Annotated in this window: 11 protein-coding genes and 1 pseudogene; 7 read left to right on the forward strand and 5 right to left on the reverse strand. The window is 70.3% G+C overall.

Features of this window, described 5'->3' with window-relative positions:
- Positions 1-102: 102 nt before the first annotated feature.
- On the reverse strand, positions 103-957 hold the full coding sequence (nadE, locus tag Mterra_RS13170; RefSeq protein WP_119315598.1) for an NAD(+) synthase: 855 nt from the start codon (positions 955-957) through the stop codon (positions 103-105).
- An 8-nt stretch (positions 958-965) separates the two neighbouring features.
- Positions 966-1,883: a nitrilase-related carbon-nitrogen hydrolase gene (locus Mterra_RS13175; RefSeq protein WP_119315599.1), complete on the reverse strand. Its 918-nt coding sequence runs from the start codon at positions 1,881-1,883 to the stop codon at positions 966-968.
- A 111-nt stretch (positions 1,884-1,994) separates the two neighbouring features.
- Between Mterra_RS13175 and Mterra_RS13180 the strand changes: the two genes are divergently transcribed.
- Positions 1,995-3,350, forward strand: a complete 1,356-nt coding sequence (locus Mterra_RS13180) for a dihydrolipoyl dehydrogenase family protein (RefSeq protein ID WP_119315600.1) — start codon at positions 1,995-1,997, stop codon at positions 3,348-3,350.
- A gap of 61 nt (positions 3,351-3,411) precedes the next feature.
- Here the strand turns inward: Mterra_RS13180 and Mterra_RS23680 are convergent.
- From Mterra_RS23680 to Mterra_RS13195, 3 genes and pseudogenes are all read right to left on the reverse strand, one after another.
- Positions 3,412-3,846 (reverse strand): annotated as a pseudogene (locus Mterra_RS23680) (P1 family peptidase); the annotation flags it as partial.
- 7 nt (positions 3,847-3,853) lie between these two features.
- Positions 3,854-4,816 (reverse strand): quinone oxidoreductase family protein, encoded by a 963-nt coding sequence (locus Mterra_RS13190; RefSeq protein WP_119315601.1) that lies wholly within the window; start codon positions 4,814-4,816, stop codon positions 3,854-3,856.
- Between the two features lie 253 nt (positions 4,817-5,069).
- Positions 5,070-6,596, reverse strand: coding sequence for a glycoside hydrolase family 3 protein (locus Mterra_RS13195; RefSeq protein WP_170159662.1), 1,527 nt, complete (start codon positions 6,594-6,596; stop codon positions 5,070-5,072).
- Positions 6,597-6,673: 77 nt separating this feature from the next.
- Here Mterra_RS13195 and Mterra_RS13200 point away from each other — a divergent pair, with 77 nt between their 5' ends.
- The 6 genes from Mterra_RS13200 (at position 6,674) to Mterra_RS13225 (ending at position 12,974) form a co-directional block, all read left to right on the forward strand.
- Positions 6,674-7,369: an N-acetylmannosamine-6-phosphate 2-epimerase gene (locus tag Mterra_RS13200; RefSeq protein ID WP_119315603.1), complete on the forward strand. Its 696-nt coding sequence runs from the start codon at positions 6,674-6,676 to the stop codon at positions 7,367-7,369.
- A gap of 165 nt (positions 7,370-7,534) precedes the next feature.
- A complete protein-coding gene (locus Mterra_RS13205; RefSeq protein ID WP_119315608.1) occupies positions 7,535-8,374 on the forward strand; it encodes a MurR/RpiR family transcriptional regulator in 840 nt (279 codons plus the stop codon).
- Positions 8,375-8,421: 47 nt separating this feature from the next.
- Positions 8,422-9,687, forward strand: a complete 1,266-nt coding sequence (locus tag Mterra_RS13210) for an ABC transporter substrate-binding protein (protein WP_119315604.1) — start codon at positions 8,422-8,424, stop codon at positions 9,685-9,687.
- 187 nt (positions 9,688-9,874) lie between these two features.
- Positions 9,875-10,792, forward strand: coding sequence for a carbohydrate ABC transporter permease (locus Mterra_RS13215; protein WP_245971627.1), 918 nt, complete (start codon positions 9,875-9,877; stop codon positions 10,790-10,792).
- On the forward strand, positions 10,789-11,688 hold the full coding sequence (locus tag Mterra_RS13220; RefSeq protein ID WP_119315606.1) for a carbohydrate ABC transporter permease: 900 nt from the start codon (positions 10,789-10,791) through the stop codon (positions 11,686-11,688). The genes Mterra_RS13215 and Mterra_RS13220 overlap by 4 nt, the downstream gene beginning before the upstream one ends.
- A gap of 56 nt (positions 11,689-11,744) precedes the next feature.
- Positions 11,745-12,974 carry an ABC transporter substrate-binding protein gene (locus Mterra_RS13225; protein ID WP_119315607.1) on the forward strand — a complete coding sequence of 410 codons (1,230 nt, stop codon included), beginning with the start codon at positions 11,745-11,747 and terminating at the stop codon, positions 12,972-12,974.
- Positions 12,975-13,071: the final 97 nt, after the last annotated feature.

Below are 13,071 nucleotides of genomic sequence, written 5' to 3' on the forward strand. Positions count from 1 at the left end.
GGATAAACCCTCCCCGCGTACGGGGAGGGCTGGGGTGGGGCTACGGCCGCGAGTCTCCCGCTGACGGCTGATGGCTGACCGCTTATCGCTGACGGCTCCCTGTTACCCCAGCCGGAAGTCCAGCGGGCGCAGGTAGAACTCGTGGATGGCGGTGGTGCTCACCACGGCGTTGGTGGGGAGGTGGCGCTTCCAGTGGGTCTTGTTGACCAGGCTCTTGACCCGCGCTACTTCGGCCTCGGTGTAGCCCAGGCCCACGATGTAGGCGTCGGGGTAGCCCTTGAGGTAGTGCTCTAAGATCACGTCGGCCTTGCGGTAGGAGATGCCCAGGTCGCCCTCGTCGGTCTGGCCGGCCTCGAGGTCGGCGGTCGGGGGCTTGCCGCGCACCACCTCGGGGACGCCCAGGTACTCGGCAAGGCCCCAGACCTGGGTCTTGTAGAGGTCGCCCAGCGGGGCGATGGGGCCGGTGTCGGCCACGTCGTGCCAGGTGTAGTAGCCGAAGAGGCGCTCGGTCTTGTTGCCGGTGCCCAGGTGCAAGGCCCCGTACTGTTCGCCCTTGTCGAAGCCCACGATGGTGCGGGCGCGGGCCATGACGTTGCCCAGGCGGCGGGGGGTGATGCCGGGGGTCTGGGCGGCGTAGCCCTCGACCATGGGGGTGATGTCCACCACCTCGTAGGGGGTGCCGAAGTGCTCGGCCACCAGCCGGGCGTGCTCGGCCGACTCGGGCCTCGAGACGGCGTGGGGCATGAACACGGTGAAGACGTTCTCGGGCCCCAGCGCGCGCACGGCCAGGGCGATGGTGGTGGCGGAGTCCACCCCGCCGGAGTTGGCGACCACCGCGCGGCCGAAGCCGCGCCACCCCAGCTCCTCGCGGATGAAGCGGGTGAGGAAGTCGGTGACCAGGGGGTAGTTGAGCTCGAGGACTTCGCGCCCGGGGGCGGCTTCGACGATCTTGAGCATGACGCCTCCTAGCCCCGGGCCAGTTCCTTCCCGCGCAGGGGGCGGGGGTTCTTGCCGAGCACCTTGAGCCCGGCCATGACGCGCTCGAGGTCGTTCATCAGCAGCGGCATCCCGGCCTCCATGTCGGCGAGCAGGGGGTTGTCGTAGCGCACGGGGGCGATGCGGGCGAGGTCGATGTCGCCCAGCAGCACCGCCTCCTCGAAGACCGGCGCCGCGCCCAGGAGGTTGCCCTCGGGGCCGGTGATCACGCTGCCGCCCACCAGCCCCTTGCCCGCCTCCAGGCCCACCAGCGAGCTGAGCACCACGTAGACCCCGTGCTCGGCGGCGGTGGCCTGGGTCAGGCTCTTCCAGCGGGCCACGTTGGCGGGCTCGGCCCCGGCGAAGCCTCGAGCGGGCGAGGCCGAGGGCACGTAGAGGATGTCGGCCCCGTCGAGCGCGGCGATCATGCCGGTGACGGAGTGCCAGAAGTCCTCGCAGATCAGCAGGGCCACCCGGCCGAAGCGGGTGTCGAAGGCCTCGACCCGGTTGCCGCGCGAGATGTAGCGCTCCTCGTCGAAGACGCCGTAGGTGGGCAGGAAGACCTTGCGGTGCACGTTGAGCAGGCCGCGCCCGCCGAGCTCGAGGTAGGCGGCGCTGTTGTAGTAGATGCCGCTGTCCTGCTCGTAGAAGCCCAGCACCACGTCGAGGGGGCCGTCCCAGGCGAGGGAGTCGTAGAGGGCGCTCATGGCCGCGCTGAGCTCGGCCTGGGTGAGGGCCACCTCGCGCACGCCCCCTTGCAGGAAGTAGCCCGACAAGAAGGCCTCGGGCAGCACCACCACGTCGGGGCGGTGCCCCCGGATCTCCCGCAAGACCTGCCCGATGCGCTCGATGTTCTCCTGGACGTGACCCTTTTTGGGTTTCAGTTGCAGCACAGCGTGGCGAATCATCATGGCTAGTGTACGCCCCGCCGGCCGGCCCGGACGACCCGCGGCTCACGGTTGGGGGGCGGGAAAACGGACCCCGGCCGGCGCCCGGGGTGCGTGGAGCGGAGGCGGCGCATGGAGCGTGCGGACTTGATCGTCATCGGCAGCGGGCAGGGCGGGGTTCCCCTGGCCGCCGAGTGGGCGCAGCAGGGCCGGAGGGTGGTCCTCTTCGAGCGCGGGGCCTTGGGCGGCACCTGCGTCAACACCGGCTGCACCCCGTCCAAGGCCTTCCTGGCCTCGGCCCACGCCGCAGGCCGGGCCCGCAAGGCCGGGCGGCTGGGGCTGGGCGTGCGGGCCGAGGTGACGGTCGATTTCGCGGCGGTGATGGAGCGGGTGCGCGGCTACCCCGAGGCCTCGTCGCGGGGGGTGGAGGGGCGGCTCGAGCAGGCCGGGGTGCGGCTGGTGCGGGCCGAGGCCCGCTTCGTGGGCGAGCGGCGCGTGGAGGGCGGGGGCGTGCGGGCGCAGGCCCCGGTGGTCCTCATCGACACCGGCACCTCGCCGCTCGAGCCCGAAATCCCCGGACTGGCCGGAACCCCCTACCTCACCAGCGACAACTTCTGGGAGCTGCGCGAGCGGCCCGGGCGGGTGCTGGTGCTGGGCGGGGGCTACGTGGGCCTCGAGCTCGGCCAGGGCCTGGCCCGGCTGGGCTGCGAGGCCCATATCCTCGACCGCAACGACCGCGTGCTCGCGCGCGAGGAGCCCGAGGTGAGCGAGGTGCTGCAGGAGGCCCTCGAGGCCGACGGGGTCGAGCTGCACCTCGGGAGCAAGGTCCGGGCGGTGCGCTACGGCCGCCAGCGCTTCACCCTCGAGCTCGGCGGCGGCGAGCGGCTCGAGGGCGACGCCCTGCTCGTCGCCGCCGGGCGCAGGCCCAACACCGAGGCGCTGCGGCTCGAGGCCGCCGGCGTCGAGACCGACGAGCGCGGCTTCGTGAAGACCGACGACCAATTCCGCACCAGCGCCGAGGGGGTCTACGCCATCGGGGACGTGGCGGGCCAGCCGCAGTTCACCCACGTCTCCTGGGAGGACCACCGCCGCCTGAAGGCCATCCTGGCCGGCGAGGACCGCCGCCGCGACGACCGGGCGCTGGGCTACGCCGTCTTCACCGACCCCCAGGTGGGCCGGGTGGGGCTCACGCTCGAGCAGGCCCGCCGGAAGGGGCACGACGCCGAGGCCGCGGACCTCCCCCTGGAGAAGGTGGCCCGCGCCTGGGAGACGGGGGAGACGCTGGGCTTCTACCGCATGGTCGTCGAGCGCCAGACCGAGCGCATCCTGGGCGCGACGCTGGTGGGCCCTGAGGCCGCCGAGCTGGTGCACGTTTTCCTGGCCCACATGGAGGCGGGCTCGACGTGGCGGCGGCTCGAGCAGTCGGTGCACATCCACCCCACCCTGGCCGAAGGGCTGCCGAGCCTGGCGCGCAAGCTGGCGGGGTAAATGACCCAAAAGTAGGGACGTTTTCTGGATAAGATGCCGGGGTGAAACGTTTCCTCCTTCTCCTGGCGTTGACGTCGTTGAGGAAGCCGTCCCAGGTCTCGGCCACCACGGGGAGGCTCCAGGCGGTTCCCCAGCCGTTGGCGTAGCCCCACTCGATCACCGCCTGGTGGACGGCGCCCACGCTGTGGGTGTTGGTGGTCATGACAGGGCCGCTGAGCAGCCCGGCCTCCTCGAGCCAGTGGGTGCCGGTCATCTCGCCGTTGCCGTTGAGCGAGAAGAAGGCGGCGGGCACGGCGCGCTGGCCGGGGGCCTTGCCGGTGGGCAGGACGGCGGTGACCCCGGTGCGCACCGGGCCCTGGCCCACCACCAGCGGGCCCTCCCCGGCGATGAGGGTGGCGTGCCCCACCTCCACGCCGGGCACGTCGGTGATGGCGTTGAGGGGGCCGGGCTCGCCCTCGAAGGGCAGGCCCAGATCCCGGGCGCGGGGCTTGGGCATGGCGGCCTCAGGGGATCAGCAGCACCTTGCCGGTGGTCTCGCGCCCTTGCAGCTTGGCGTGGGCCTCGGCGGCCTGCTCGAGCGGGAACTCCGCGCCGATGCGCACCTGGAGGCGGCCCTCGGCGGCCCACCGCAAGACCTCGCCGGCGCGCCACTCGAGCTCGGCGCGGTCTTGGGTGTAGTGCCACAGCGAGGGGCGGGTGAGGTAGAGGCCGCCCTTGCGGTTGAGCACCTGGGGGTCGAAGGGCGGCACCGGGCCGCTGGACTGGCCGTAGAGCACCAGCATGCCCCGCACCCGCAGCGAGTTCAGGCTGCCCTCCCAGGTGGCCTGGCCCACCCCGTCGTAGACCACGTCGGCCTTCTGGCCGCCGGTGATCTCGAGCACCCCTTGCTCGAAGCCCTCGTAGGGCAGGGTGTGATCGGCCCCGGCCCCGCGCGCCAGGGCGCGCTTGGCCTCGCTCGAGGCGGTGGCGATCACCCGCGCGCCGGCCATCTTGGCCATCTGGATCAGCAGCAGCCCCACCCCGCCGGCCCCGGCGTGGACCACGCAGGTCTCGCCCGCTCCGAGGGGGTAGGTGCTCTTGACGAGGTAGTGCGCGGTCATGCCCTGCAGCATCAGGGCGGCGGCGGTGCGGGAGTCGAGGCCCTCCGGCACGCGCACGAGCTTATCGGCCGGGACCACGGCGTACCCGGCATAGGCCCCCATCACGTTGGCGTAGGCCACGCGGTCGCCGGGCCGCAGCCCGCTCACCCCGGGCCCGACCGCTTCCACCACCCCGGCCGCCTCCTCGCCCAGGGTGAAGGGGGTGTCCAGCTTGTAGATCCCCGAGCGCTTGTAGACGTCGATGAAGTTGACCCCCACGGCCTCGACCCGCACCAGCGCCTGCCCCTCGCCGGGCGTGGGCACCGGGATTTCTTCGAGCCGCATGGCCTCGAGGCCGCCGGGGTTGTGCACGCGGATGGCTTTCATGGTCAAAGCTTATTGGGTCGATGGTTGATGGTCGATAGCCGAACGCCCAACGCCCAACGCCGGAAGACAGTCGATAGGGGGCAAGAGGCGGGGCGGGCACGGGGGCCCGCCCCTACAATCGGCGTTTCGCGTCTGGCGTATTGCGTACGACGTAGGACGTACGAACGGCGTTTCGCGTCTGGCGTATTGCGTACGACGTAGGACGTACGACCGGCGTTTCGCGTCTGGCGTTTCGCGTTCGACGTTCAGCGTCTCACCCCGCCAGTTCCACCGGCAGCTTGCCCGGGGCCTCCGCGCCGTTGAGGGCTTCGACGAGGGCCTCGAGGGTGGGCGGGCGCCAGCCGTAGGTGATGAGGGCGGGCTGGCGGACCACCTGGACGTGGTAGGGGTTCCACAGCGCCACGTGCAGGGCGGGCTTGTCGAGGGCGAAGAGGGCCTGGGCGAGCTCGGCTTCGGCGTGGGAGAGCTGCTGGCGGGTGGTGGAGACGTAGAGGATGAAGTCGGACTCCTTCGCGGCGGCCTGGGCCGAGGCCAGGACGGCCTGGGGCTGCTGGCGGGGGTAGGCGAGGGTGCGCAGGCCGGGGAAGCGCTCCTTGAGGCGGCGGGCGAGGTCCTGGGCGGCGGGGCCGTTCTCGTAGGCGCTCTCGCCGGGGGCGACGTCGGGGGCGACGAAGAGCACGCGGTCGGCGGGGCGGGGCAGGCGCACGGGGCCGTGGCGGGTGAGGCTGCGGGCGGCGGCCTCCTTCATCAGGGCGCGGTCGGCGGCTTCGGCCTGGGTGCTGTAGGGGCGGGGGGTGCCGGGGAAGGCCCGGGCGGCGCGGGCGAGGCGCTCGAGGCTGTGCTCGAGCCGCGCCCGGGGGATGGTGCCGTCGGCGATGGCCTTCGCCAGGGCCTCGGCCTGGGCGGCCTGGACCGGCTTGGGCCCCAGCGCCAGCACCGTGTCGGCCCCCGCGTTGAAGGCCCGCACGGCCGCCGCGCCGGCGTCGGGGCTGAACTTGGTGATGGCCTTCATGTCCATCGAGTCGGTGACCACCAGCCCGTCGTAGCCCCACTCCTGGCGCAGCAGCCCGCTCAGGATGCGGCTGGAGAGGGTGGCGGGGTAGTCGGGGTCGAGCTCGGGGTAGACGATGTGCGCGGTCATGAACGAGCCCACGCCGGCCTCGGCCGCCCGGCGGAAGGGGAGGAACTCCAGGCGCTCGAGCAGGGCGCGGGGCTTGCCCACGGTGGGGAGGTCGAGGTGCGAGTCGAGGTGGGTGTCGCCGTGGCCGGGGAAGTGCTTGACGCAGGCCATCACCCCGGCCTGCTCGAGGCCCTTCGCCCAGGCCAGCCCGAGCTCGGCCACCTTGGCGGGGTCGGAGCCGAAGCTGCGGTCGCCGATGACCGGGTTGAGCGGGTTGGTGTTGACGTCGAGGCTGGGGGCGAAGTTCCAGTTGATGCCCAGCGCGATCAGGGAGCGCCCCACCGCGCCGCCCACCGCCTCGGCCAGGCCCGCGTCGCCGGTGGCGCCGATGGCCATGGGCGCGGGGGCCTCGGGCAGGTCGGTGGTGCGCTGCACCGCGCCGCCCTCCTGGTCGATGGAGATGAGGCACTCGGGGCCCAGCACCTCGCGCAGCTCGGCCACCAGCCGGGCGAGCTGGTGCCGGTCGCGGACGTTCTTGCGGAACAGGCACACCGAGCCGAAGCGGTACTTCGCCAGGTGGGCGCGGGTGGCGTCGTCGAGCTCGGGGGCGGGGATATCCACGCCCATCAGGCGGCCGGCAAGGCGTAACGTTTCATCCATGTTGGCTCCTCTTGACAAAACTTTACTTCAAGTAATAGCGTCTTGGATAGAGCAACACTTCAGAGGAGAAGCCACCCATGCCCAGGGACACGTCCGGCATCCCCCAACGCCTGCACGGCGGGCTCATCGCGTCCTGCCAGCCCGTGCGCGGCGGCCCCCTCGACCGCCCCCACCTCGTCGCGGCGCTGGCCCAGGCCACCGAGGCCGGCGGGGCCGTGGCCCTGCGCATCGAGGGCCTGGCCGACCTCGAGGCCACCCGCGCCGTCACCCGGCTGCCCGTCATCGGCCTGGTCAAGAAGGAGGTGGAGGGCTCGCCCGTCTACATCACCCCCCACCTCGCCGACGTGGAGGCCCTGGCCCGCCGCGGCGCCGAGGTCATCGCCTTCGACGCCACCCAGCGCCCCCGCCCGGTGCCGGTGGCCGACCTGATCGCGGCCGTCCACGCCCAAGGCTGCTTGGCGATGGCCGACGTCTCCACCCTCGAGGAGGGCCTGGAGGCCCACCGCCTGGGTGCCGACTTCGTGGGCTCGACCCTCTCCGGCTACACCGACCACTCGCCCAAGCTCGCCGGCCCCGACCTCGAGCTCGTGCGCCAGCTCGCCGCCCGCGGCGTGCGCGCCATCGCCGAGGGCCGCATCGGCACCCCCCACGACGCGCGGGCCGCGCTCGAGGCCGGCGCCTTCGCCGTGACCGTGGGCACCGCGCTCACCCGCATCGAGCTCCTGACGAAAGCCTTCGTGGACGCGTTGGCGGAGGGGAAGGTGGCGGGGTGAACACTGAACGCCCAACGCCGAACGCCCAACGCGAGAGGATCGTATGTCCTACGTCCTACACCAAGGCGGTGAAACGCAAGACGCCGTTTGATCACGGCTTCGGGCGTTTGGCGTTTAGCGTTGGGCGTTCGGCAGCTATCGGCTATCGGCGCACCGGAGGTGCCCGTGCCTAACGGCGCTTTAGCCTCCCTGCGCTCGGTGGGCAAGGGGCTCACCCCGGCGCTGCAGAAGATCGCCGAGTACGTGCGGGAGAACCCCGAGCAACTGCTCTACCAGACCGTGGTGGAGGTGGCCGAGGCTTCGGGGTCGTCGGAGGCGAGCGTGATCCGCTTCTGCCGCGACCTGGGCTTCAGCGGCTTCCAGGAGTTCAAGCTGGCGCTGGCCTCCGACCTCGCGGCCAACCCGGTGGGGCTCACGCCGCAGGAGAACCCCCGCACCGCGCCGGAGGTGCTCGAGTACGTCACCCACCACGCCCGCCAGGCGCTGGAGGACACCGTGCGCATGCTCGACCTGGCGGCGGTGGAGGCCGTGGTCGAGCGCATCCTCGCCGCGGGGCGGCTGGAGTTCTACGGCGTGGGCGCTTCGGGCGTGACGGCGCTGGACTTCGCCTACAAGTTCCTGCGGCTGGGCTACATGGCGCAGGGCTACGCCGACCCGCACCTCGCGGCCATGTCGGCCAGCACCCTCGACGCGCGGGCGGTGGCGGTGGGCATCTCGCGCTCGGGCACCACCATCGACACCGTCAAGGCGCTCGAGCTCGCCCAGCAGGCCGGGGCCACCACCGTCGCCATCACCCACCGGGCCAAGAGCCCGCTGGCCCGCGCCGCCGCCTTCACCCTCACCACCCCCGTGGCCGAGTCGCCCCTCACCGGCGGCTCGGTGAGCGCCAAGATGGGGCAGCTTTTGCTGCTCGACCTGCTCTACACCCTGGTGGGGTTGCGCCACCCGCGCTCCTCGGAGCACATCGCCAAGACCGCGGCGGCGGTGGCCGACCGCAACTACTAGCCGTTGGCTTTTCGGGTTAAGCCCGTAGGCACATTCAGGAGGAGGATATGGTCAAGAAGCTACTCGCAGCAGGGGTGTTGGGCCTGGGGCTGTTGGGCCTGGGCGGCCTGGCCCAGCAGAGAACCGTGGAGATCGAGTTCTGGACGTATTACCTCAGCCCCAACTTCGACAACTACATCAAGGGGTTGATCGCCGACTTCGAGAAGGCCAACCCCACCGTCAAGGTCAAGTGGGTCGACAAGCAGGACACCCTGGAGCGCGACCTCACCGCCGCCATCGCGCTGGGCAAGGCCCCCGACGTGGTCAACCTCTGGCAGGACTCCACCTTCGCCGCCGCGCAGAACGGGCTGCTGACCCCGCTCACCGAGCTCACCACCCAGGCCGCGCTCGAGAACGCCTACTACCCCAACGTGCTCAGCATCTTCACCGTCGAGGGCAAGCCCTACGGCTACCCCTGGTACGGCTGGGTGGACCAGGGCGTGATGATGTACAACCCCGAGCTCCTCGCCAAGGCCGGCGTGGACCCCAACGCCATCAAGACCACCGACGACCTGCTCGCCGCCTCGGAGAAGATCAAGAAGGCCACCGGGGCCTACGGCTGGCTGCCCCCCATCAAAGACCCCAACGGCGCGAGCTTCCTGGGCCGCTTCTTCCTCGAGGGCCTGTCGGTCTACGACGCGCAGGGCAAGGCCAACTTCAACTCCGCCGCCCACGTGGCGCTCTTGCAGAAGTACGTTGACCTCATGAAGGCCGACGTGATCCCGCAGGAGCTCTTGCGCAAGGAGGCCTTCCAGCTCACCAACGAGCTCTACAGCCAGGGCAAGGTCGCCATCATGATCGGCGGGCCGCAGTCGCTCAACCGCGTCAAGGAGTCCAACCCCGACCTTTACAAGAAGACCAAGGTCGTCGCCGCGCCCTTGGGCGCCGCCAAGCTCCAGACCGGCGGGGCCATGGACCTCGTCATCCCCAAGGCCTCGACCAAGAAGCGCGAGGCGGCCCTCTTCGCCAGCTTCGTGACCAACCGCGCCAACCAGGTCAAGTTCGCCAACGTGGTGCCCATCGTCTCGACGGCGCGCGGCTCGGAGAACGACCCCAACCTCAGGCCCAAAGACCCCGCCGACCCCATCGAGGTCGCCAAGGGCATGGTCTCGGGCTCGGGCCGCTTCATCAACCCCGGCTTCAAGCCCCCGAAGAACACCGACGACATCTTCAAGAACTTCAACGACAACATCGAGGCCGCCTTCTTGGGCCGCAAGAGCGCCAAGCAGGCCCTCGACGACGCGGTGGCCTTCTGGAACGCGAACGCTAAGTAGACGCCGGTAGCCGGCAGCCCGTAGCGAGAGGGGAGATTTTGGCTACGGGCTACCGGCCATCCGCCCGCGAACCTATGACTCCGGTCCTTCACCTGCCTCGCAGGGCCCCCGTTCGGGCGCGGTCCGCCGCAGAAATACCCCAAATGTTCGAAGGAGTCCTTCGGGTACCAGGCCAAACGGGGTGCACGTGAAACGCCGAACCCTGACCACCGCCCTCATCGCCTACGCGTTCTTGGCGCCCGCGCTGGCGCTGATGGGGTTGTTCACCTTCTACCCCGTGATCTACGGGGCCTTTTTGGGCTTCACCGACTACACCATCGCCGACCTCGCCGCCAAGGAGCCGCCCCGGTGGGTGGGCTTCGCCAACTTCGCGCAGGTGCTGGGCGACCCGCTGTTCCAGACGGGGGTCTGGAACTCGCTCAAGTACCTGCTGGTGGTGCCGGTGCTGCAGGTCGCGGCGCTGGCGGTGGCGGTGCTGGTCAACCAGAAGCTGCCCCTGATGGGGCTTTTCCGCACCAGCTACTACGTGCCGGTGGTGACCTCGATCGCGCTGGCGGCGGTGATGTGGGACTGGATCTTCCAGAAGGACGGCTTCCTCAACTGGTCGCTGCGGCTGCTGCACCTGATCAACTGGGAGGGGCGCTTTAGCTGGCTGCTCAACGAGCACACCGCGCTGTGGGCGATCATGCTCGTGACCTTCTGGCGCGGCTTCGGCTACTACATGGTGCTCTACCTCGCGGGCCTGCAGAGCATCCCGGCGGAGCTCGAGGAGGCCGCGGTGCTCGACGGGGCGGGCGCCTGGCAGCGCTTCTGGCGCATCACGGTGCCGCTGATGAAGCCCACGCTGCTGCTGTGCAGCCTGCTCTCGACCATCGCGGCGATCCGGGTGCTCGAGGAGGTCATCGTCTTCACCGGCGGCAGCGGCGGGCCGCTCAACTCCACCTACACCGCGCTGCTGTACGTCTACAACAAGAGCTGGGGCAACATGCTCGACGCCAACTTCGGCGTGGCCGGGGCGGCCGGGCTCCTGATCGCGCTGGTGGGCTTCGCCCTGAGCTACCTCAACTTCTACCTCACCCGCGAGGAGAAGGGGGGGCGGGCGTGAGGCAGGGGCTCGCCGGGCTGCCCAAGGCCGCGGGGGCCGGGCGCCTGCGCCGCCCCCGGTGGCGCCGCTTTGTGGCGCGGGCGCTCAACTACGCGCTGCTGCTGGCGATCTTCGCCTTCGCGGTGTTCCCCTTCCTCTGGACGCTGGCCATCGCCGTCACCGACAAGACCGTGGTCGGGGGCACCAGCATCTACGCCTTCCCCCAGAGCCTCTTCCCCAGGGCACTCACGCTCAATAACTTCCTCGAGGTCGTCGAGAAGCTCAACCTGGGCAAGTACTTCCTCAACTCGGTCGTCATCACCGGCCTCACCGTGCTGGGCACGCTGCTGGTCTCGGCGCTGGCGGCCTACCCCCTGGCGCGCATGAGCTTCCCCGGCCGCAACCTCATCTTCGGGGCCGTCGTCTCGACGCTGGTGCTGCCCACCGAGATCGCCTTCATCGTCAACGTGCTCACCCTGCGCGACCTGGGGTTGCTGGGCACCTACTTGGGCGTGGTGCTGCCCACGGTGGCGACCGCTTTCGGCATCTTCCTCATGCGCCAGGCCTACCTCGCCATCCCCAGCACCCTGATGGAGGCCGCCCGCATCGACGGGGCCACCGAGGCGCAGATCCTGTGGCGCGTCATGGTGCCCCTGTCGCTGCCCTCGCTCACGGCGCTGGGCATCTTCACGCTGGTGGGCACCTGGAACGCCTACTTCTGGCCCAGCGTGGCCCTGCTGACCAACGACGAACTGCTGCCGATGTCGGTGGCGATCCTCAAGCTCAAGGGGCAGTTTAACTACGACTCCTTTAACGTCGCCGCCGGAGCGATGATCATGATGATCCCGGTGCTCGTGGTCTTCCTCCTCGCCCAGCGCTTCTTCATGCGGGGCACGGAGGGGGCGGTGAAGGGGTAGCCAAGGGGCCTTTCGCCGGTGTCCGGCTTTCGAGGCAACACAAGGAGGAAAGAACCATGCTCAAACGTTTCCTGACCGTCGGCACCCTGCTCGCGCTGGGGCTGTCGAGCGCGCAGCAGCTCGAGTTCGTCACCACCAGCCTCGCGCCCACCTTCAACGACTTCTTCGAGCCGCTGGTGGCGCGCTTCGAGCGGGCCAACGCCGGGGTCAAGCTCAAGTGGACCGACCTGCCGCAGAACGCCATCCAGCAGAAGATCCTCGCGGGCATCGCCGCGGGCAACCCCCCGGACGCGGTGCAGCTCAACTCGAGCCAGATCCTCGAGCTCGCCCAGCAGGGCGCCTTGCTGCCGCTGAACGACCTGCTCGACGCGGCCACGCTGCGGAGCTACCAGAAGACCGCCCTCGACGCCTTCACCTACGAGGGCAAGGTCTACGGCCTGCCCGACTACGCCTCGACCCGCATCGTCGCCTTCAACACCGACATCCTCAAGAAGGCCGGCCTCGACGCGGGCAACCCGCCCAAGACCATCCCCGGCCTCATGGAGTGGGCCAAGACCATCAAGGACAAGACCGGCGTCTACGGCTTCGCCCCGCTCATCGCCAACGTGGACTTCCTCAAGGCCTTCCAGGAGGCCGGGCTGCCCATCTTCGACGCCGCCCGCAAAAAAGCGGTCTTCAACTCCCCGGCCCACATCGCGCTCCTTCAGCAGTACATCGACCTGCGCAAGAAGGACTACTTCCCCGAGGACGTGATGCGCCGCGGCTTCACCGCCGCCTACGAGCTCTACACCGCCGGGAAGCTGGGCATCATCATCATCGGCCCGCAGTTCATGCCGCGGCTCGAGAAGGACAACAACGCCGTCTGGAAGGCCACCGTGGTGGCCCCGCACCCCGTGGGTGCGGGGCAGGTGGTGCAGGCGAGCACCTTCGCCTACGCCGTGCCCAAGGGCGTGCGCGACCCCAAGCGCTCGGCGCAGCTCGCCGCCTGGCTGACCAACGACGACAACCAGCTCGCCTTCTCCAAGCGCACCGGCACCACCTTCCCCACCACCGTAAAGGCCGCCAACGACCCCTTCTTCCGCTCCGGCGGCAGCAGCGTCAACGACCTCGCCCGCCTCGCCGCCGCCAAGACCATGCGCTACGGCCGCGACCTCACCGTGCCGGTGCCCAACGCCGCCGCGCTCAACAAAGCCTTCAAGGACAACATCGAGGCCGCCATCTTCGGGCAGAAGAGCGCCAAGGCCGCCCTCGACGACATCGTCAAGTTCTGGAACGCCAACCTTTAGCCCCTCCCGCGGGGGCGGCGCGCGCCGCCCCCGCACGACACCTGATGAGACCTTCCCGCCGAACCCCCTTTTTGCTCCCCCTCGCCGCGTTCGTGGC

Origin of the sequence: Calidithermus terrae, from assembly GCF_003574345.1 — a bacterium.
Taxonomy (GTDB): domain Bacteria; phylum Deinococcota; class Deinococci; order Deinococcales; family Thermaceae; genus Calidithermus; species Calidithermus chliarophilus.

Coding starts and splice junctions, on each gene's coding strand:
- Mterra_RS13190 (WP_119315601.1), bottom strand. CDS start 4,816: ATGAAAGCCATCCGCGTGCACAACCCCGGCGGCCTCGAGGCCATGCGG.
- Mterra_RS13200 (WP_119315603.1), top strand. CDS start 6,674: ATGCCCAGGGACACGTCCGGCATCCCCCAACGCCTGCACGGCGGGCTC.
- Mterra_RS13175 (WP_119315599.1), bottom strand. CDS start 1,883: ATGATTCGCCACGCTGTGCTGCAACTGAAACCCAAAAAGGGTCACGTC.
- nadE (WP_119315598.1), bottom strand. CDS start 957: ATGCTCAAGATCGTCGAAGCCGCCCCCGGGCGCGAAGTCCTCGAGCTC.
- Mterra_RS13225 (WP_119315607.1), top strand. CDS start 11,745: ATGCTCAAACGTTTCCTGACCGTCGGCACCCTGCTCGCGCTGGGGCTG.
- Mterra_RS13180 (WP_119315600.1), top strand. CDS start 1,995: ATGGAGCGTGCGGACTTGATCGTCATCGGCAGCGGGCAGGGCGGGGTT.
- Mterra_RS13195 (WP_170159662.1), bottom strand. CDS start 6,596: ATGGATGAAACGTTACGCCTTGCCGGCCGCCTGATGGGCGTGGATATC.
- Mterra_RS13210 (WP_119315604.1), top strand. CDS start 8,422: ATGGTCAAGAAGCTACTCGCAGCAGGGGTGTTGGGCCTGGGGCTGTTG.